Annotated in this window: 16 protein-coding genes; 13 read left to right on the forward strand and 3 right to left on the reverse strand. The window is 61.8% G+C overall.

The window, feature by feature from the left end; translation table 11 throughout:
• Positions 1 to 2,616: retention module-containing protein (locus tag LCH64_RS05885; protein ID WP_226499737.1), on the reverse strand; the 2,616-nt coding region annotated here is incomplete at its 3' end.
• Between the two features lie 358 nt (positions 2,617 to 2,974).
• Here LCH64_RS05885 and LCH64_RS05890 point away from each other — a divergent pair.
• From LCH64_RS05890 to LCH64_RS05945, 12 genes are all read left to right on the forward strand, one after another.
• A complete protein-coding gene (locus LCH64_RS05890; RefSeq protein ID WP_003220452.1) occupies positions 2,975 to 4,327 on the forward strand; it encodes a TolC family outer membrane protein in 1,353 nt (450 codons plus the stop codon).
• Between the two features lie 34 nt (positions 4,328 to 4,361).
• Positions 4,362 to 6,518 carry a type I secretion system permease/ATPase gene (locus LCH64_RS05895; RefSeq protein WP_003220454.1) on the forward strand — a complete coding sequence of 719 codons (2,157 nt, stop codon included), beginning with the start codon at positions 4,362 to 4,364 and terminating at the stop codon, positions 6,516 to 6,518.
• Positions 6,508 to 7,875 carry an HlyD family type I secretion periplasmic adaptor subunit gene (locus tag LCH64_RS05900; protein ID WP_003220455.1) on the forward strand — a complete coding sequence of 456 codons (1,368 nt, stop codon included), beginning with the start codon at positions 6,508 to 6,510 and terminating at the stop codon, positions 7,873 to 7,875. The genes LCH64_RS05895 and LCH64_RS05900 overlap by 11 nt, the downstream gene beginning before the upstream one ends.
• Positions 7,876 to 8,248: 373 nt before the next feature.
• A complete protein-coding gene (locus tag LCH64_RS05905) occupies positions 8,249 to 9,145 on the forward strand; it encodes a TauD/TfdA family dioxygenase (protein ID WP_226499738.1) in 897 nt (298 codons plus the stop codon).
• Positions 9,146 to 9,163: 18 nt separating this feature from the next.
• Complete coding sequence (locus LCH64_RS05910) at positions 9,164 to 10,189, forward strand: ABC transporter substrate-binding protein (protein WP_098966545.1); 1,026 nt, start codon at positions 9,164 to 9,166, stop codon at positions 10,187 to 10,189.
• A 5-nt stretch (positions 10,190 to 10,194) separates the two neighbouring features.
• Entirely contained in the window at positions 10,195 to 11,055 is an 861-nt protein-coding gene (locus tag LCH64_RS05915; protein ID WP_003220458.1) for an ABC transporter ATP-binding protein, read from the forward strand.
• 20 nt (positions 11,056 to 11,075) lie between these two features.
• The gene (locus LCH64_RS05920; RefSeq protein ID WP_226499739.1) at positions 11,076 to 11,942 is read left to right on the forward strand and encodes an ABC transporter permease; all 867 of its coding nucleotides are present in this window, start codon (positions 11,076 to 11,078) and stop codon (positions 11,940 to 11,942) included.
• A 174-nt stretch (positions 11,943 to 12,116) separates the two neighbouring features.
• Positions 12,117 to 13,034 carry a LysR family transcriptional regulator gene (locus LCH64_RS05925; RefSeq protein ID WP_103486188.1) on the forward strand — a complete coding sequence of 306 codons (918 nt, stop codon included), beginning with the start codon at positions 12,117 to 12,119 and terminating at the stop codon, positions 13,032 to 13,034.
• A 213-nt stretch (positions 13,035 to 13,247) separates the two neighbouring features.
• Entirely contained in the window at positions 13,248 to 14,786 is a 1,539-nt protein-coding gene (locus LCH64_RS05930) for an MFS transporter (RefSeq protein WP_003220460.1), read from the forward strand.
• 26 nt (positions 14,787 to 14,812) lie between these two features.
• Positions 14,813 to 15,883, forward strand: coding sequence for an HlyD family secretion protein (locus LCH64_RS05935; protein ID WP_201136102.1), 1,071 nt, complete (start codon positions 14,813 to 14,815; stop codon positions 15,881 to 15,883).
• A complete protein-coding gene (locus LCH64_RS05940; RefSeq protein ID WP_226499740.1) occupies positions 15,880 to 17,427 on the forward strand; it encodes an efflux transporter outer membrane subunit in 1,548 nt (515 codons plus the stop codon). The genes LCH64_RS05935 and LCH64_RS05940 overlap by 4 nt, the downstream gene beginning before the upstream one ends.
• A gap of 161 nt (positions 17,428 to 17,588) precedes the next feature.
• Complete coding sequence (locus LCH64_RS05945) at positions 17,589 to 19,184, forward strand: glycosyltransferase family 39 protein (RefSeq protein WP_226499741.1); 1,596 nt, start codon at positions 17,589 to 17,591, stop codon at positions 19,182 to 19,184.
• A gap of 18 nt (positions 19,185 to 19,202) precedes the next feature.
• On the opposite strand, the gene LCH64_RS05950 is transcribed toward LCH64_RS05945, so the two are convergent.
• Positions 19,203 to 19,961 (reverse strand): slipin family protein, encoded by a 759-nt coding sequence (locus tag LCH64_RS05950; RefSeq protein WP_003220464.1) that lies wholly within the window; start codon positions 19,959 to 19,961, stop codon positions 19,203 to 19,205.
• Between the two features lie 2 nt (positions 19,962 to 19,963).
• Positions 19,964 to 20,515 carry an NfeD family protein gene (locus LCH64_RS05955; RefSeq protein WP_003220465.1) on the reverse strand — a complete coding sequence of 184 codons (552 nt, stop codon included), beginning with the start codon at positions 20,513 to 20,515 and terminating at the stop codon, positions 19,964 to 19,966.
• 152 nt (positions 20,516 to 20,667) lie between these two features.
• Between LCH64_RS05955 and LCH64_RS05960 the strand changes: the two genes are divergently transcribed.
• Positions 20,668 to 21,129: a YbaK/EbsC family protein gene (locus tag LCH64_RS05960; RefSeq protein WP_003220467.1), complete on the forward strand. Its 462-nt coding sequence runs from the start codon at positions 20,668 to 20,670 to the stop codon at positions 21,127 to 21,129.
• Positions 21,130 to 21,159 lie beyond the last annotated feature (30 nt).

The following is a 21,159-nucleotide window of genomic DNA, read 5'->3' on the forward strand; positions in this document are numbered from 1 at the left end:
AACAGTGTCGGTTACGGTGGTGCTGACCGGGGTTTTGTCCGCTACGAGGTTTTCGTAGTTGCCACCGGTCACGCCGGTGATCGAGTTGCTCAGCGGTGCTTGGCCGTTCAGCACGTCGTTCGGTGCGGTGGTAGTGACGGTGCCGGTGGTCTTGCCCACTTCGATGGTGATGGTCTGACCATTGGCCAGGGTCACGACAACTGGCGAACCGGTCACGGGCGCACCGACGGTGGCGGTGTAAGTGACGGTGCCGCCCTCGGCGACCGAGGTGTCAGCGGACAGTTTGACCGTCGAGGTGTCGATGGTGTCGGTCACTTCGGTGACTGCAGGGACAGTGCTTGGTACCAGATTTTCGAAGTTGCCACCGGTTGCACCGTTGATGGTCACTTCGACTTTGCCGGCATCTTTGTAGACGTCATCGGCAGGCGCTGGGACCGTCACGGTACCGGTCGTTTTGCCGGCTTCGATGGTGATCACGGCGCCGTTGCTCAAAGTCACGGTGACCGGGGAGCCGGCAGCATTGGTCAACGTCGCGGTGTAAACGATCGAACCGCCCTCAGCCACGGTACCGGTCGCGCTCAGCGACAGGTTGGTGGTGTCGACGGTATCGGTAACGGTGGTCGAAACCGGAGTTTTGTCGGCGACGAGGTTCTCGTAGTTACCGCCACTGACATTGGTGATGGCGTTGGTCAACGGTGGGTTGCCAGTCAGCGCATCGTTCGGCGCGGTGGTGGTCACGGTGCCGGTGGTTTTGCCCACTTCGATGGTGATGGTCTGACCGTTGGTCAGGGTCACGGTCACTGGCGAACCGGTGACAGGCGCGCCTACGGTGGCGGTGTAAGTGACGGTGCCGCCCTCAGCGACCGAGGTATCGGCAGTCAGTTTCACGGTCGAGGTGTCGATGGTATCGGTGACTTCGGTGACAGCCGGAACAGTGCTCGGAACGAGGTTCTCGAAGTTACCGCCGGTTGTACCGGTAATGCTGACTTCGACTTTGCCGGCATCTTTGTAGACGTCGTCCGCAGGCGCCGGAACGGTCACAGTGCCGGTGGTTTTGCCAGCCTCGATGGTGATGACGGAGCCGTTGCTCAACGTCACGGTCACCGGGGTGCCGGCCGGGTTGGTCAGGGTCGCGGTGTAAATGATCGAGCCGCCTTCAGCCACGGTACCGGTAGCGCTCAGCGACAGATTGGTGGTGTCGATGGAGTCGGTAACGGTTGTGGTCGCTGGCGTCGTGCTCGGCACCAGGTTTTCGAAGTTGCCGCCGGTAGCACCGGTGATGGTGGTGCTGATGGTGCCGCCGTTGTTGTAGACGTCGTTCGGCGGTGTCGGCACGTTGACGGTGCCCGTGGTCTTGCCGGCTTCGATGGTGATGGTCGAACCGTTGGACAGCGTCACGGTAACCGGTGTCTGCGCCGGGTTGGTCAGGGTCGCGGTGTAGGTGATCTGGCCGCCTTCAACCACGCTGCCGGTGGCGGTCAGGGTCAGATTGGTGGTGTCGATCGAGTCGGTGATGGTGGTCACCGCCGGCGTCGGATTCGGCACCAGGTTTTCGAAGTTGCCGCCGGTAGCACCGGTGATGGTGGTAGTGACGGTGCTGCCATTGTTATAGACGTCGTTCGGCGGTGTCGGCACGTTGACGGTGCCCGTGGTCTTGCCGGCTTCGATGGTGATGGTCGAACCGTTGGACAGCGTCACGGTAACCGGCGTCTGCGCCGGATTGGTCAGGGTCGCGGTGTAGGTGATCTGGCCACCTTCGGTGACGCTGTTGCCCGCCGTCAGAGTAACGGTGGTGGTGTCGATGGTGTCGGTGACCTGGGTCACGGCCGGAGTAGTCGGCACGGTGACGGTAATGCCGTTGCCACCGGTGGTGCCGGTGACGGTCACGTTGATCTGGGTCGGGTCGTTGTAGACGGTGTCGTTCGGTGCCAGCGGCACGTTGACGGTACCGGTGGTGGAACCTGCCGGAATCACGATCACCGAGCCGTTTGACAGGGTGATGGTCAGGTCGGTCAGCGGCGCCTGGGTCAGGGTCGCGGTGTACACCAGCACGCCGCCGGCTTCGGTGATGGTCGGCGTGGCGCTGAGGCTCAGAGTCGACTCACGCAGAGCGTTGGCGGTGCTGTCGGTGGTCTGGCCACCGGTGATGTTCTGCGCGGCTTGCGCGCCGGAGTTGATGCCCGCAGTCGGGAAGCCGATGGTCGGATCGACGCGGCCAGCGGTGGCGTCGAGCATCACGAAGCTATGGCCGCCGCCTGCCGCGCCGCCAGTGCCTGCGGCGGTGGCGCCGGCAGCGGTGGCTTCAAGGGCGGTGGTCGGGTCGGCACCGGCAGCGATGGCTTGCTGCAGCTCGGCTACAGACGGCGCGGCCTGCGCGGTGGCCTCGGCCAGGTCAGTGCTGGAGTCGGGCGCGTTGGCGCTCCACTGGGTTTCACGGCCCAGGTCCAGGGTGCGGCCATCCGCCAGTTCCAGCGACACGGCGCCGGAGAGGCCGGTATCGATCTGGTCGCCGACGAACAGGCGATCGCCTTCAACGAGCACGCGGCGTACACCCTCGGGGGAGACCACGAATACCTGACCGACAATGCTTTTGACGATGGCAACAACACTGCTCATTGAAGACTCTCCGGGGTGTCACGTTCAGTTGACTTCCATAGCCTGATGGCTTCGGCGCCGATTCAGTCTGGACGTACTTTTAAAATTTGCGAATCAAGATTGACGCTGTTCTTCGTCAATAATTTGGCTAGATTCTTTCGCTATTAACTTTATGCCAAACTATTGACCTTCTGGGTGCCATCCTAAACAATCGCCCCACTAATGTCACATTGATATTTCCGCGGCGACCTGTCCCTCAGCGTGTGATCCAGTTCCTATTTTGAACTTTCCGACATACGGTCATTCCGGTTGCCAATCATCCGACGCAGCAGCACGTTTTGCTGTGATTCAAGACAAGAAGTCCTGGGAAATCTTTACCATGCGTTTGCACTTGTTCAAGGCTCTACCGTTCGCCCTTGCCGCCTCTTTCGTCCAGGCACAATCCTTACCGGAAGCCATGCAACAGGCGCTGGATGTCCATCCGGAAATCCAGGCAGGGGTCAACAGTCGTTTGGCCGCGGATTATCAGTTAAAGGCAGCCAAAGGTGGATACCTGCCCAAGGTCGATCTGCTGGGCGGTTATGGTCGTGAGGGCACCGACAGCGTGACCACGCGGGCGAACGGAGGTGGCAATCACTGGGAAACCCTGAACCGCGGCGAGTCAAGTTTACGTCTCTCGCAAATGGTTTTTGACGGTTTTGCAACGTCCAGCGAAGTCGGGCGTCAACAAGCCACCGTCAACTCCCGCGCCTACTCCCTGCTGGGCACTTCCGAGCGCACTGCGCTGACCGTCGCCCAGGTGTACCTGGACGTGCTGACCCGCCGCGAATTCGTGCGTCTGGCCGAGGAAAACCTCAAGAGCCACCAGCGTATCTACGACCAGATCCAGTTGCGTACCCAGCGCGGCGTTGGCAGCGGCGCCGACCTTGATCAAGCCGAAGCGCGGATGGCCCAGGCGCGCAACAACCTGATCACCGAACAGACCAACCTCGCCGACTCCGAGACCAACTTCCTCAGCGCTGTCGGCCAGATGCCTGACCAACTGGAGCGTCCGGCGCCGTTCATGGCGATGATGCCGGTCAACCTCAATGAAGCACGCCAGCAAATGCTGGAAAATAGCCCGATCCTGCGTTCGGCCGAGTCCGATATCGCCGCTGCCGAGAAGCAGTACGAAACCGCCAAGTCGACCTTCTACCCACGTTTCGACGCTGAACTGGGTCGCACTGCCGACAACGATCTCGACGGTCAGAACGGCCACAACAACGAGTGGCAGGCGATGCTGCGCATGCGCTTCAACCTGTACTCCGGTGGCAGCAACAAGGCCGATCTGGAATCCAAGTCGTACCTGTCGAACCAGGCGCTGGACATCCGCAACAACGCCCTGCGTCAGTTGAACGAAGAACTGGGCCTGGCCTGGAACGCCCTGAACAACGCCAATGCGCAGGTGCCGATTGCTCAGCAGTACGTTGATCACAGCACCGCCGTGCGCACTGCCTACCAGCGTCAGTTCAGCCTCGGTGAGCGGACCCTGCTCGATTTGCTCGACAGCGAAAACGAGTTGTTCACCGCTTCGCGGCGTCTGGCTGAAATCAAAAACATTCAGTTATTTACTCAATACCGAATCAAGGCGACCATGGGCGAATTGCTCAAAAGCCAGGGAGTGGTCGCACCATTGGCATCCGTTGTGCAGAACGACGTGAAGCCCAAGGTTCAGCTGCCCGGGATGAATTGAGTTATCCCTTTTCAACTGTTAAAGAGTGTCGAGCGTGGAATCAGAAGTCAGTCGAGTTCATCTCAGTCATGATCCACGCGCGTTGCACGACGATCCGTTGCTGGATGGTCTGCTCGCCCTTTGCATGCTGCACCAGAAGCCCGCCAGCGCGGCGATGCTGACCACCGGCCTGCCGTTGCCCAAACAACGCCTGAGTGTCGAGCTGCTGCCCCGCGCAGCGGCTCGCGCCGGGCTGCAAGGCCGGGTGCTGCAACGCAAGCTGGAAGAGATTCCGGCGATTGCCATGCCGGCGTTGTTGCTGCTCAAGGATGGCCGCAGTGCTGTCCTGCTCGGCTGGCAAGGTGAAAACGAAGCACGGGTGCTGCTCAGCGAAAGTGATGGCGGCGAATCGGTGGTCAGCCGCGAACTGCTGGCCGACGACTACACCGGCAAAGTGTTTTTCGCCCAGCCGCAGCACAAATTCGACGTTAATCACGGCACGCTGATCCCGCGTGCGCGCTCGTGGTTTCGCGACACCCTCAAGCGTTCGCGCTGGTTGTATGCGGATGCGATCGCCGCGAGTTTCCTGATCAACATCATCGCCATGGCCGCGCCGCTGTTCGTGATGAACGTCTACGACCGCGTGGTGCCGAACCAGGCCGAAGCGACCCTCTGGGTGCTGGCGCTGGGCATCACTGGTGCCTACATTTTCGACCTGATCCTCAAGAGCCTGCGCAGCCTGTGCCTGGATCTGGCCGGCAAGAAAACCGACCTGATCATCTCCGCGACGCTGTTCGAGCGTATCGTCGGCATGGCCATGAAGTACCGCCCGGCACGGGTCGGCAGCTTCGCCCAGAACATCCATGAATTTCAGAGCCTGCGCGACTTCCTCGCCTCGCTGACCCTGACCAGTCTGATCGATCTGCCGTTCACCATTCTGATCTTCATCGTCATCGCCATTCTCGGCGGGCATCTGGTGTGGATTCCGGTGCTGGCGTTCCCGATTGCCCTGTTGATCGGCTACGCGTTGCAGAAGCCGCTGGTCGCGACCATGGAACGCACCATGGCGCTGGGCGCCGAGCGTCAGTCGAGCCTGATCGAAACCCTCGCCGGCCTCGATGCGGTCAAGGTCAACAACGCCGAAAGCGAACGTCAGTACCAGTGGGAACAGACCATCGGCACCCTCAGTCGCCTCGAGCTGCGAGTGAAAATGCTCTCCGGTCTGGCGATGAACATCACCCTGCTGATCCAGCAACTGGCCGGGGTGATCATGATCGTCTTCGGCGTGTACCAGATCATCGCCGGCAACCTGAGCATGGGCGGTCTGATTGCCTGCTACATGCTCAGCGGCCGCGCGCTCAGCCCGCTGGCGTCGCTGTCCGGTCTGTTGACCCGCTACCAGCAGGCGCGGGTGACCATGACTTCCGTTGACCAGATGATGGAGCTGCCGCAGGAGCGCAATTTCGAAGAACGTCCGCTGAGCCGCAAGGTGCTGCAGGGCGCGATCGAGTGCCGTCAGCTGAACTTCACCTACCCGGAACAACAGAACCCGGCGCTGAAGAACATCAACCTGGTGATTCGTCCCGGCGAGAAGATCGGCATCATCGGCCGCAGCGGTTCGGGCAAAAGTTCGCTGGCGAAACTGCTGGTGGGCCTGTATCAGCCGGACGACGGCGCGTTGCTGGTGGACGGCGTGGACATCCGCCAGATCGACGTCAGCGAGCTGCGCTACAACATCGGCTACGTGCCGCAGGACATCCAGCTGCTGGCCGGCACCCTGCGTGACAACCTGGTCTCCGGCGCGCGTTACGTCGAAGACGAACTGGTGCTGCAAGCCGCCGAACTGGCCGGCGTCCACGAATTCGCCCGCCTGCATCCGCAAGGCTACGAGCTGCAAGTCGGCGAGCGCGGGCAGAACCTGTCCGGCGGCCAGCGGCAGAACGTTGCACTGGCCCGGGCGCTGCTGCTCAACCCGCCGATCCTGCTGCTCGACGAACCGACCAGCGCCATGGACAACACCGGCGAAGAACGCCTCAAGCAACGTCTGGCTGCCGTGGTTGAAAACAAGACCGTGGTGCTGGTGACGCACCGGGCCTCACTGCTGTCGCTGGTCGACCGCCTGCTGGTGGTCGACCGTGGACAGATTCTCGCCGATGGCCCGAAAGCCGCCGTGATGGAAGCGTTGAAGAAGGGGCAGATCAGTGTTGCTTAAGTCGGGTGTCAAAGAGTCGATCCGTCGCTACTTCAAGGGTTCTGCCTCGCTGCAGGGCCAGCCGCTGCCCGAGGTCAACAAGGCGCTGATCGAGGACGCCCCGCGCGTCGTGCGCCTGACTATCTGGGCAATCATCGGCTTCTTCCTGTTCCTGCTGCTGTGGGCCAACTTCGCCGTGATCGACGAAGTGACCAAGGGCGACGGTAAGGCGATTCCATCGTCGAAGATCCAGAAAATCCAGAACCTTGAGGGCGGGATTGTCTCGGAAATGTTCGTCAAGGAAGGTCAGATCGTCGAGGCCGGCGCGCCGCTGATTCGTCTCGACGACACACGATTTGCTTCCAACGTCGGCGAAACCGAGGCTGATCGCCTGTCGATGCTGCTGCGCGTCGAACGCCTGAGCGCCGAGGTCGATGACCGCCCGCTGAATTTCCCGGACGACGTGCTCAAAGCCGTGCCGGGTCAGGCGAAAAGCGAGGAATCGTTGTACATCAGCCGTCGCCAGCAATTGCACGACGAGATTGGCGGTTTACAGGAACAGCTGATTCAGCGTCAGCAAGAGCTGCGCGAATTCACCTCCAAGCAGGCGCAATATCGCCAGCAACTGGGCCTGCAACGCCAGGAAATCAACATGTCCGAGCCGCTGGTGGCGCAGGGCGCCGTGTCGCCGGTGGAAGTGCTGCGACTCAAGCGTGCCGAAGTCGAAACCCGTGGTCAGCTCGACGCCACCACGCTGGCGATTCCGCGCGCCGAATCGGCCATCAAGGAAGTACAACGCAAGATTGACGAGACGCGCGGCAAATTCCGCAGCGATGCGCTGACCCAGCTCAACGAAGCCCGTACCGACCTGAACAAGGCCCAGGCCACCGGCAAGGCCCTGGAAGACCGGGTCAGCCGGACGCTGGTCACCTCGCCGGTACGCGGGATCGTCAACAAGTTGCTGGTCAACACCATCGGCGGTGTTATTCAGCCGGGCAGCGACATGGTGGAAATCGTGCCGCTGGATGACACCTTGCTGGTCGAAGCCAAGATCCGTCCGCAGGACATTGCGTTCCTGCATCCGGGGCAGGAAGCGATCGTCAAATTCACCGCGTACGACTACACCATTTATGGCGGGCTGAAAGCCAAACTGGAGCAGATCGGTGCCGACACCATCACCGACGAAGACAAGAAAACCACCTACTACATCATCAAGGTCCGCACCGAGCGCAGCCACTTGGGTACTGATGAAAAGCCTTTGCTGATCATCCCGGGGATGGTGGCGTCGGTGGATATCATCACTGGCAAGAAGTCGGTGCTGAGTTATTTGCTCAAGCCGATCATTCGGGCGCGGGCCGAGGCGTTGCACGAGCGGTAGGTCTTCAGCGCGGCACATGGCCCCTTCGCGAGCAAGCCCGCTCCCACAGTGGATCTCGGTCGAACACAGAACTTGTGTCCACTGAAGATCAAATGTGGGAGCGGGCTTGCTCGCGAAGGGGCCAGCAAAATCACCACACCCCTGTCAGTAAGTGACACAAATCGTCATTCACCATCCAGTCCATTCCTCACCATCCGCCATATCGTTATTCATTAACGGTATTTAATTTCCCGTTCTTATAGCTTTAAAGTCAGCCACCTGCGTACCTGCCGACCAATCGGCGCGCCGCACGACCTGAACCAACACGCAATCCAGCGTGAGTTTCTGATCGACGTGCGCGCCTGTGAGCGCGCCGTGCGTGGGAGATTGAAAGATGTCCGCAGCTACTGCCACCCCAAGCGCCGCGACTGCCGCGCCGCAAAGCTTTGAAATTCGTCCGTTCAGCGGTGCCGTCGGTGCCGAGATCATCGGCCTGGACCTGACCCGGCCGGTCAACGATCAGGACTTCGCGCGCATTCATCGTGCGCACCTGGATCACCACGTTGTGGTGTTCCGCGACCAGCGCATCACCCCGCAACAGCAGATCGATTTCAGCCGCCGCTTCGGCGTGTTGCAGATTCACGTGCTCAAGCAGTTCCTGCTGGCCAATCATCCGGAAATCCTCATCGTTTCCAACATCGTCGAGAACGGCCAGAACATCGGCCTGGGCGATGCCGGCAAGTTCTGGCACTCCGACCTGTCCTATAAAGAACTGCCGAGCCTCGGCTCGATGCTGCATGCGCAGGAATTGCCGTCCGAGGGCGGCGGCACCTTGTTTGCCGACATGCACAAAGCCTGGGACAACCTGCCGCAAGCGCTGCGCAAAGCCGTGGAAGGGCGCTCGGCAGCGCACTCCTATACGGCGCGCTACAGCGAGACCAAATTCGAAGGCAACTGGCGCCCGACCCTGACCCCGGAGCAACTGGCGCAGGTCGCTGAAGTGGTGCACCCGATCGTTCGCACCCATCCGGAAAACGGCCGCAAGGCGTTGTTCGTCAGCGAAGGCTTCACCACTCGCATAGTCGGTCTGCCCGAGGACGAGAGCCAGCAACTGCTCGCCGAGCTCTACGCCCACAGCGTGCTGCCGCAAAACATCTACCGCCATCAGTGGCAGCCCCACGACATGGTGTTCTGGGACAACCGTTCGCTGATCCACCTCGCCGCCGGCTGCCCTGCGCACCTGCGCCGCAAGCTGTATCGCACGACCATTCAGGGCGACGCACCTTTCTGATTTGCCGGAGATTCGATCATGTCCAAACGTCTTCCATTTGCACCGCTGGCGGCGGCCATTGGCCTCGGTTTCAGCCTCATCGCCGGCAGCCTGGTGGCGCCGACCGTGGCCCACGCCGAAGGTGAAATCCGCATCGCCGAACAGTTCGGGATTGTCTATTTATTGCTCAACGTGGTGCGCGATCAGGGCCTGATCGAGAAGTACGGCAAGCAGGAAGGCCTCGACATCAAGGTCGACTGGACGCAGCTCTCGGGCGGCGCGGCGGTCAACGATGCGCTGCTGTCCGGCTCTATCGACATCGCCGGTGCCGGCGTCGGCCCGCTGCTGACCATCTGGGATCGCACCCACGGCAAGCAGAACGTCAAGGCCGTGGCCTCGCTCGGCAACTTCCCGTACTACCTGGTCAGCAACAATCCCAAGGTCAAAACCATTGCCGATTTCACCGAGAAAGACCGCATTGCGGTGCCGGCGGTGGGCGTTTCGGTGCAGTCGCGTTTCCTGCAATACGCCGCGGCCAAGCAGTGGGGTGACAAGGAATTCAATCGCCTCGACAAATACACCATCGCCGTCCCGCACCCGGACGCGACCGCAGCGTTGATCGCTGGCGGCACCGAACTGACCGGGCATTTCTCCAACCCGCCGTTCCAGGATCAGGCGCTGCAGAACCCGAACGTGCACGTGGTGCTCAACTCCTACGACATCCTCGGCCCGAACTCGCCGACGGTGCTGTTCGCCACCGAGAAATTCCGCAACGACAATCCGAAAACCTACAAAGCCTTCGTCGAGGCGCTGACCGAAGCCGCGCAATTTGCGCAGAACGATAAGGGCGCGGCGGCGGACACTTACATCCGCGTGACCAAGGCCAAGATCGACCGCGCCGAGTTGCTGAAAATCATCGACAACCCGCAATTCGAATTCAGCGTCACGCCGAAAAACACCTATCCACTGGCCGAATTCCTCTACCGCGTCGGTGCGATCAAAAACAAACCGGAATCGTGGAAGGACTACTTCTTCCAGGACGCCAAACCGCTGCAAGGGAGCTGATCGAGATGAACGCCCCCTTGCAAGGCCACGCGGCCAGCAACCCGATCGCCAGCAGCCAGGCGCTGTTGGCGGTTGACCAAGTCAGCCTTGAATACCGCACCCCGCAACGGGTGGTACGCGCCACCCATCAGGTCAGTTTCGAAATCGATCCGGCGGACCGCTTCGTCCTGCTCGGCCCGTCCGGCTGCGGCAAATCCACCTTGCTCAAAGCGGTCGCCGGGTTCATTGCGCCGTGCGAAGGCGAGATCCGCCTGCAAGGCCAGCGCGTCGACGCGCCGGGGCCGGACCGGATCGTGGTGTTTCAGGAATTCGATCAACTGCCGCCGTGGAAAACCGTGAAACAGAACGTAATGTTTCCGCTGCTGGCCTCGCGCACGCTGAAGAAAAAGGAGGCCGAAGAACGCGCGCTGCACTATCTGGAAAAAGTCGGTCTGGCGGCGTTTGCCGATGCCTATCCGCACACCCTGTCCGGCGGCATGAAGGCGCGGGTGGCGATTGCCCGGGCGCTGGCGATGCAGCCGAAAATCCTCTTGATGGACGAGCCGTTCGCCGCGCTGGACGCGTTGACCCGGCGCAAGATGCAGGAAGAATTGCTGCTGCTCTGGGAAGAGGTGCGCTTCACTTTGCTGTTCGTCACCCACTCGATCGAAGAGGCGCTGGTGGTCGGCAATCGCATCCTGCTGTTGTCGCCACATCCGGGGCGGGTGCGCGCTGAAGTGCACAGCCATCAATACGATCTGCAAAGCCTCGGCGGCGTGGCGTTTCAGGAGTCGGCGCGGCGCATTCACCGTTTGCTGTTCGATGAAGGCCAGTCGCCGGAAACCGAGCGCGAGCACGATTTCAACGACATTCGTATCGCTTATTGAGCGTTCTGGAGGATTGCCCGATGAGCCAACCATCGTCTGTACGACAAGAGTTTGAAACCGTCCTTGAACCATTGACCAGCGTACCGCTCGAGCGCGAATTGCCTGTAGGCCAACGCCTGTGGCAACAGGGCTGGTTGCGTAAGAGTGTGATCCTGATTCTGCTGGCGGTTCTCTGGGAAGTCATCGCCCGGGTGCAGAACAACGACTTGCTGCTGCCGAGTTTTCTGCAGACCAGTCATGCGCTGTATGACGGCCTGCTCAGCGGCGAGTTGCTGGGCAAGGTGTGGATATCGTTGGTGGTGCTGATCAAGGGTTACCTGATCGGCATCGTGCTGGCATTCGCTCTGACCACGCTGGCGGTGTCGACGCAGTTTGGTCGCGACCTGCTGAGCACCCTGACCTCGATGTTCAACCCGCTGCCGGCGATTGCCTTGCTGCCGCTGGCCTTGCTCTGGTTCGGGCTGGGGCAGAACAGCCTGATTTTCGTGCTGGTGCATTCGGTGTTGTGGGCGCTGGCGCTGAACACTTACGCCGGCTTTCTCGGCGTTTCGGAAACCTTGCGCATGGCCGGGCGCAATTACGGGCTGAAGGGCATGCGTTTTGTGCTGTTCATCCTGATTCCGGCAGCGCTGCCGTCGATCCTCGCCGGGCTGAAAATCGGCTGGGCGTTTGCCTGGCGCACGCTGATCGCCGCCGAACTGGTGTTCGGCGCCACCAGCGGCAAGGGCGGGTTGGGCTGGTACATCTTCCAGAACCGCAACGAGCTGTACACCGACAAGGTGTTCGCCGGGTTGGCGGTGGTGATCCTGATCGGGTTGCTGGTGGAGAATCTGGTGTTCGATACGCTGGAGCGGGTTACCGTCAAGCGCTGGGGTATGCAGCGGTAATTTGTGTTGTTCCCGCTGGCCCCGTCGCGAGCAAGCCCGCTCCCACATTTTGGAATGCGTTTCTCCTGTGGGAGCGGGCTTGCTCGCGAAGGCGTCGGCTCATGCGCCACCGGTTTCAAGGATGTTTGCTAGCATTGCACCCAGATCAATCCAGATCAGCCACGAGTGCTCTGCATGCAACTCCCGGACATGAACCTTCTGGTCGCCCTCGACGCCTTGCTCGACGAGGGCAGTGTGGTCGGCGCCGCGCGGCGGATGAACCTCAGTCCCGCTGCCATGAGCCGCACCCTGACGCGAATCCGCGAGGCGATCGGCGATCCGATCCTGGTGCGCGCCGGTCGCGGCCTGGTGCCAACCCCCAAGGCGTTGGAACTGCGCGAGCAAGTGCGCGATGTGGTCGAGCAGGCGGCGCTGCTGTTTCGCTCCGCCGACAGCGTGGATCTGGGCACGTTGCGCCGGCGCTTCAGCATCCGCGCCAACGATTTTTTCATCGGCGTGTATGGCGGCAAGCTGTTCGATACCCTCGACCAGCAGGCGCCGCACTGCGAGTTGCGCTTCGTCCCCGAGGGCGATGGTGACGACGAAGCGCTGCGCGAAGGACGGATTGATCTGAGTGTCAGCAACACCCGTCCGGTGTCCCCGGAGGTCAAAGTTCAGAACCTGTTTTCCACGCATTTCGTCGGTCTGGTGCGTGAGGATCATCCGTTGCTGGACGGCGAGATCACCGCCGAGCGTTATGCCGGTTACTCGCATATCAGCATGTCGCGCCGTGGCATTGCTCGCGGCCCCATCGACACCGCGCTGAATGCACTGGGCCTGGAGCGGCGGGTGGCGGTGATCGCGCCGAGTTTCCACGCGGCGATGTTTGCCTTGCCGGATTCCGACCTGATCCTGCCGGTGCCCAAGGAAGCGTTGCTCAGCGTGCGCCGATTGGGCCTGAAGCTGCGCTCGTTCAATCTGCCGATTCCGTTGCCGACGCTGATGCTGACCCAGGCCTGGCATCCGCGCTTCGACAAGGACCCGGCGCACCGCTGGCTGCGTGAAACGCTCAAGGCGTGTTGTGACGAAACCTGGCTGGCTGCACAGCCCTGACACCGAATCAATGTAGGAGGGGGCTTGCTCCCGAAGGCGTCGTGTCAGGCAATGCATAGGTTGAATGACCCACCGCTTTCGCGAGCAAGCCCGCTCCCACATTGGATATTCATTGCTGCACTGAGCGCACTTATAACCTGCCAATAAGTCAATTTTCGTCAGCAGTAAGCCTTACTAAAATGCTCCGGTATTTTTCCTCCGGAGTTTGAATCCATGACATCCCTGTCGGTCCCGGCGCCCCTCGCTGCGGCCAGTCCGGCGACGGCGGCTGCGCCACCGGTATTCGGGGCGCGGATCATCACGGGCCTGGTCGGCGTGCTGCTGGCGGTGCTGGTCTCGGGCCTCAACGAGATGGTGACCAAGGTCGCGCTGGCCGACATCCGTGGCGCGCTGCACATCGGTTACGACGAAGGCACGTGGCTGGTTGCCTGCTACACCGCGACCTCGGTCGCCGCGATGGCATTCGCCCCTTGGTGCTCGGTGACCTTTTCGCTGCGCCGTTTCACCCTCTGCATGATCAGCGTCTTTACCCTGCTCGGCGTGCTGTGCCCATTCGCCCCGAATTACGAAAGCCTGCTGTTGATGCGCACCCTGCAAGGTCTGGCCGGCGGCGCGTTGCCGCCGATGCTGATGACCGTCGCCCTGCGTTTCCTACCGGCCAACTTCAAGCTCTATGGTTTGGCCGGTTATGCGTTGACGGCGACGTTCGGCCCGGGCCTCGGCACGCCGCTGGCCGGGCTGTGGAGCGAGTACGTCGGCTGGCAGTGGACGTTCTGGCAAATCATCGTGCCGTGCCTGATCGCCATGGCGATGGTCGCTTGGGGCATTCCGCAGGATCCGCTGCGCCTGGAACGCCTCAAGACATTCAACTGGAAAGGCCTGCTGCTGGGCTTTCCGGCGATCTGCATGCTGGTGATCGGCTTGCTGCAAGGCAATCGGCTGGACTGGTTCGAGTCGAGCCTGATCTGCGGTTTGCTCGGCGCCGGCTCGCTGTTGCTGGTGGCGTTTCTGATCAATGAGTGGTCGCAGCCGATTCCGTTCTTCAAGTTGCAGATGCTCGGCATCCGCAACCTGGCGTTCGCGCTGATGACCCTGGCCGGGGTGCTGGTGGTGTTGCAGGCGGTGGTGCTGATTCCATCGAGCTATCTGGCGCAGGTCCAGGGTTATCGCCCGGTGCAGACCGCGCCGATCATGCTGATCGCCGCGTTGCCGCAACTGATCGCGCTGCCGCTGGTGGCGGCGCTGTGCAACCTGCGCTGGGTCGATTGCCGTTGGGTGCTCGGGATCGGTTTGAGCATGTTGACCCTGTCCTGCCTGGGCGGCTCGCTGCTGACCTCGGAGTGGATCCGCGACAATTTCTACGTCCTGCAATGGCTGCAGATTTTCGGTCAGCCGATGTCGGTGCTGCCGTTGTTGATGCTCTCGACCGGCAGCATCCAGCCGCAGGACGGGCCGTTTGCCTCGGCGTGGTTCAACACGGTGAAAGGTCTGGCGGCGGTGATCGCCACCGGAGTCATTGAGGCGCTGACCACCGCGCGCCTGCATTTCCACTCGACCATGTTGATCGACAGCCTCGGCAATTCACCGTTGGCCGATCGCAGCGATCCGGGCCTCGCCCATCGCCTGCACGAACAGGCCGTGGTGCTGACTTCCTCTGATCTCTATGTGTGCATGGCCGGCGTCGCGGTGGCGCTGATCCTGCTGATTTTCTGGCTGCCGACGCGGATCTTTCCGCCCCGTGCGCCGACCTGATTGCTTCACTGATACCGAAGGTTTTTATGACGACTCAAGCAAAGCAAAAACTCGCGGTGGCCGTGGCGGCCGCACTGGCTGTCGGCGTGTTGCTGTACCTGGCGGTGCCGGGACTGTTCGGCAAGCGGACCCAGCAAAACACTAACGATGCGTTCGTTTCCGCCGACTTCACCCTGGTGGTGCCGCGCGTGGCCGGATTCATCAAGGAAGTGCTGGTGGAAGACAACCAACAGGTCAAGGCCGGGCAGTTGCTGGCGCTGATCGATGATCGCGATTTGCGCGCCGCCGCTGAAGCGGCCGATGCGCAAACCCTGGTCGCCCGCGCTCAGCTGCAAAACGCCAAGGCCACGCTGGAGCGGCAGACGTCGGTGATTGCTCAGGCGCAGGCCTCGGTGGTCTCGGCCAAGGCAGAAATGGCGTTCGCCCAGCAGGAGCTCAATCGTTACAACCACCTCGCTGGCGTGGGTGCCGGCACGGTGCAGAACGCGCAACAGGCCCGCACGCGTATTGATCAGGCGAGCGCTCGGCTCGATACCGCCAGCGCGAAGCTCGCGGCTGAACGCAAGCAGGTCGAGATTCTCACGGCGCAGCGCGATGCCGCCGAAGGCAATCTGAAGCACGCGCAAGCGGCGCTGGAAATCGCCAGTTTCGAGCTGTCGTATACCCGGATCACCGCGCCGCAGGACGGCATGATCGGCGAGCGTGCTGTGCGCGTCGGCGCTTATGTCACGCCGGGCAGCAAGCTGCTGGCGGTGGTGCCGTTGAAGCAGGCGTATGTGGTTGCCAACTTCCAGGAAACCCAACTGACGGACGTGCAGCAGGGCCAGCACGTGCAGGTGCGCGTCGACAGCCTTGGTGGCGAGGCCTTGAGCGGTCGCGTCGAAAGCATTGCCCCGGCGACTGGCGTGACATTCGCCGCGGTGAAACCGGATAACGCCACGGGTAACTTCACCAAGGTCGTGCAGCGGATTCCGGTGAAGATCGTGCTTGAACCGGGTCAGCCGTTGGCCGAGCGTTTGCGTGTGGGCATGTCGGTAGAGGCGAGTATCGATACTCGCCGTTCGGCGTCGGCGGAACGTGAGGTGACTCAGCGATGAACAGTTTTGATAGAACTGACGCCTTCGCGAGCAAGCCCGCTCCCACCGGGGGAACGCATTACCCAATGTGGGAGCGGGCTTGCTCGCGAAGAGGCCAATGGCAGCAACTCACCCTCGGTGCATTGCTCGCTATTGGCCTCAGCGCCTGCACCGTCGGCCCCGACTTCCACAAGCCCGAAGCCGCACAGATCACCGACTGGGCCAAACCCGCCAAGTCCGCCCCCAGTCAAGCCGTCAGCGAACCCCTGAACGAACGCTGGTGGGAGGTTTTCCACGACCCGCAGCTCTCGGCCCTCACCCAGCGGGCGATCAAGAGCAACCTCGACTTGCAACTGGCCAGCAGCCGTCTGCAACAAAGCCGTGCCGCGCGCCAGGTGATCACCGCTGATCGTTATCCGTCGACGGCAGCCACCGGCAGCTACGCACGCGAACGCAACAGCGGCAAAGGCTTGAGCGACCCGTCCGGGCACAACGGCGATTCCGCCTTCAACCTGTGGGACGCCGGTTTCTCCGCTTCCTGGGAACTGGATTTCTGGGGCCGTGTGCGCCGCGAAACCGAAGCCGCCGATGCCAACCTCGAAGTCGCTGAAAACGACCGGCGCGGTGTGCTTCTGGCAGTGCTCGCCGACACCGCGCAAAACTACATCCAACTGCGTGGCGTGCAGAACACTCGCGCGGTCACCGAGCAGAACCTCGACGTCGCCCGGCACAGCCTCAAGCTCTCGCAATTGCGCCTGAACGATGGTGTGGCGACCGATCTCGACGTCGCCGAAGCCGCCGCGCAGGTCTCCGCCATCGAATCGCGCCTGCCGGCGCTTGAGCAGCGTCAGTCGCAACTGATCAACGCGATCAGCCTGCTGATGGGCGAGCCGCCGCAAGCCCTGGCCAAAGAGTTATCCACAGACGGCGCGGTGCCGCAGTCACCGCTGCAAGTCGCCATCGGCCTGCCGTCGCAACTGGCCGAACGCCGTCCGGATATCCGTCAGGCCGAAGCACGCCTGCACGCCGCCACCGCCAACATCGGCGTGGCCAAGGGCGATTTCTATCCGCGCATCACCCTGTCCGGCAACTTAGGATCGCAGGCGATGCAACTGAGCGATTTCGGTTCCTGGGGCTCACGTGCATTCGGCATCGGCCCGCAATTCAGCCTGCCGTTGTTCGACGGCGGACGCCTGCGCGGCATGCTGCAACTGCGCGAAGCCCAGCAACAGGAAGCGGGCATCGCCTATCAGCAGACCGTGCTGCGCGCCTGGCATGAAATCGACGATCAATTGACCGCTTACAACGCCAGCCAGCGTCGCCGAGACAGCCTCGCCGAAGCCGTACGGCAGAACCAGATCGCCCTGCGCACCGCGCAGCAGCAGTACGTCGAGGGCGCGGTGGATTTCGTCAACGTCCTCACCGTGCAAAGTGCGTTGCTGGCGACGCAGGAGCAGTGGGTGGAGAGTTCGACCGGCGTTTCGCTGGCGATGGTCGGGTTGTACCGGGCGTTGGGTGGGGGCTGGGAGTCGGTGTATCCGCCGGGGGAGATGGCGCAACGCTGATGGCGTGAACTGAAAATGCCGAGGGCTGTTTGGGATCGGCCGGGGTGCCGGATGTCGTGAAACCGCACACCGCCATCGACGGCCCTCCCGTGGCTGACCTAAAGTGACGGTCAGGTTCGGAGCCTTCCGTTCGCGATATTCCGGCACAGCAAGAGGATGCAATGGCGGCACACAGAGAAACGCCGGTTGGCGACACGCAGGATCCGCGTGCGGTTCCGGGGGCATGGCTGGTTGCCTTGCGCCTGATTCGTTGGGCCAGAGAACACTGGCTGTTACCGATCATGCTGCTGGCGGCGGTGGTGCGTTTTTACGACCTGACGGCGGCAGCGATCTGGTTCGATGAAGGCTCCAGCGTCCTGCTGAGCCAGTTTTCGCTGACTGAAATCTGGGGGCGTGCAGCCCACGACGTGCACCCGCCGTTGTATTTCCTGTTGCTGCACGGCTGGATCGGGCTGTTCGGCGACGGCATCCTGTCCATTCGCATGATGAGTGCGCTGCCGGGGATCATTACCGTCGGTCTCGGTGTGTGGCTGGTGGATCTGCTCGCCACCCGCCGCGCCGCGCTGCTGGCCGGACTGCTGCTGGCGCTGTTGCCCACGGCCGTGCGCTACAGCCAGGAAGTGCGCATGTATTCGCTGCTCGGCATGTGGCTGATCGCGGCGACCATTGCGTTGGTCTATTGGGTTCGGCAGCCTCGGCGGCATCGCTACCTGGTAGCGTACGCGCTGCTGATGACGGCGGCGTTTTATACCCATTACTTCACCGTGCTCTGCGTGATCAGCCACTGGCTGTACTTGGCGGCAGTGCGCGTGCAGCCGGGGTATCGGCTGCGGCATATCCAGCGACCGGCGTGGTGGCTGGCGAATCTGGTCATTGCGTTGCTGTACCTGCCGTGGGTGCCCAATCTGCTGGATCTGCTGCAACACATCCCGGAACTCAAGGCCAGTAATGACATTGGCTGGGAAGATCCGGTCACCCTCAGCTCACTGCCGTCGATGGTCTGGTCGCTGCTGATTCAAGACGATGGCATGACCCTGCCGGGTTGGCTGTTTTTGCTCTTGCCATCGGCGCTGGTGGCAGTGATCGGGGTTGCCCTGCTACGTGATCGCAGCGTATTTCGCGGCAGCTTGCTGCTGCTGTTCTACAGCGTGTTGCCGATTCTGCTGGTGTTTGGCGTGTCGTTCATCTCACCGGTGTTCATCGAACGTTATGTGACGGCCTATGCGCTGGGGCTGCCGATGCTGGTGGCGCTGGCGGTCGATCGGCTGTACACAGGTTCTCGCGTGCTGGCGCTGGCGATTCTGGTGTTGTTCGTTGGGGTCGAACTGGTGGGTGTGAAGAACAACGCCACGGTCGACAGCAACGATCAGTTCAGCGTGGTTGTCGATTACGTCAACCGGCACTTCGTTGAGGGTGACCGGATCGTTACCAGCGACATGATGTGGTACCTCAGTTACATCTATTACAACCGCACCGATGCGCAGGTTCGCCTGTACACGCCACCGGCGGCGGACGGACGCTCTACGCGTCCCAATGCCTACGGGTTCGGCACGCTGGTCAGCGAGGATGTTTATCTCGACCAACTCGGCGATTTGTCCAAGGTTGGCGCTCGGGTATGGTTGATCGGCACCCTGGACGAACCCACTGACTTTGCGGCGTTGCCCGAAGGCTGGCAGCGGCAAAGCGATGTGCATGCGGGTGGCGCTTTTGCGCGCTTGTACGTGATGGTGCCAAGCGCCGATAAACCGGGGGGATAATCGCTGGTGTGCGCATGCTCAGGACTTGCCTGACAGATCCGCCATCCCTTTGAGCAGCTCGATCGGCAGCGGAAAAACAATGGTCGAACTCTTGTCGCCGGCAATCGAACTCAAGGTCTGCATGTAACGCAGCTGCATGGCGCCGGGCTGACGACCAAGCATTTCGGCGGCCTGCATGAGTTTTTCCGAGGCTTGCAGTTCGCCTTCGGCGTGAATCACCTTGGCCCGGCGTTCGCGTTCGGCTTCGGCCTGTTTGGCAATCGCGCGCACCATCGACTCATTCAGATCAACGTGCTTGATCTCGACGTTGGCAACCTTGATGCCCCATGCGTCAGTCTGGGCGTCGAGCACCTGCTGGATGTCGATGTTCAACTGCTCGCGCTCGGCCAGCAGCTCATCCAGTTCATGTTTGCCGAGCACCGCGCGCAGGGTGGTCTGCGCCAGTTGGCTGGTAGCCGAGAGAAAATCTTCGACCTGAATGATCGCCTTCTGCGGGTCGAGCACGCGGAAGTACAGCACCGCATTGACCTTCACCGAAACGTTGTCGCGGGTGATCACATCCTGTGGTGGCACGTCGAGCACCACGGTGCGCAGGTCGACCCGGACCATTTGCTGCACCACTGGAATCAGCAGGATCAGCCCCGGACCCTTGACCTGCCAGAAGCGCCCGAGCTGGAACACCACCCCGCGCTCGTACTCACGCAGGATGCGAAAGGTCGACCCGGCGAGGGCAATGACCAGCAGCAACAGTGCAACGAAACCGATTTGCAGACCCATGATCACTCTCCGTGTCCTGCCGCGTCAGTCGCGGCGACTTTCAGCAATAAGCCCTTACGCCCGACCACACGCACCGATTGCCCGGTGTGCAGCGGTGTTGTGCTTTGCACTTGCCAATGCTCACCCTGCAATTGCACCCAGCCGTTGTGCGTGTTTTCCGCTTGCACGGTGGTCACCGCCGTCACGCTGCCGACCAGCCCGGCATCGCCGCTGACGGCGTGACGCGGACGGGTTTTCAAGGCGCGGATGATCAGCGCGATCAACAGCAAGGCGCTGATCAGGCCCAGCCCGATCATCATGGGTACCGGCAAATCGGCATTGCTCAGAATCAGCGCGCCGATGACGAACATGATGATCCCGCCCAGGCCGATTACCCCGTAGTTGGGCAGCGCGGCTTCGGCAATCAGAAAGGCAATCCCGAGGGTGATCAGCCACAGGCCGACCGGATTGACCGCCGTCAGCGGGACGTCAGCCGCGAGGGCCGAGCCGCTGAGCAGCAGCATCAGGAAAAACGTACAACATCGACTGGTCACGTGACCCTCCGGGAGAGTCATGGGTGGTTCCTTGAGTCTAGTTGAGCCTGGCGCTGGATGAATTCTGATCAATGAACAGATGTGTCCAGTGAGCGGATTTCCCTTCGCCAGTGGCTTGCCGAACTAGACTCAGCAGAACAGGTACAACGTTCAGCGTGACACCGAGGTGCATCATGCGTATGGCAAAAAAAGTGCAGAGCAGCCTGAGTCGGGCGCACTGCGAATATGACGTCGTGGCCCACCGACACTCGGCCAGCAGCCTGGAAACCGCGCGGGTCTCCGGGGTGCCCGCCGAACGTGTGGCCAAATCGGTGATCCTCGACGACCACCACGGGCATTACCTGATGGCCGTGCTGCCCGCCAGCCGGCACCTGGATTTGAGCAAAGTGCGCAGCAGCGGTGAATGGCAGATCACCCGCGAGAGCAATCTGGCGCATATCTTCGATGACTGCGAACGCGGCGCGGTGCCGCCACTGGGTGATTCCTATGGCCTGGACATGGTCATCGACCCGCTGCTGACCCGGCAGAAAGACATCTACCTGGAAGCCGGCAACCACAACTACCTGCTGCACATGAGCATGCCCGAGTTCCTGAAAATGGTGCCGCATGCGCAGGTGCGGGAGTTGAGTCATTAGGTTTTGTGGTGCGGCCACTGACGCCTTCGC

It is taken from the genome of Pseudomonas sp. MWU16-30322, from assembly GCF_020515535.1.
GTDB classification, from domain to species: Bacteria; Pseudomonadota; Gammaproteobacteria; order Pseudomonadales; family Pseudomonadaceae; genus Aquipseudomonas; species Aquipseudomonas fluorescens_H.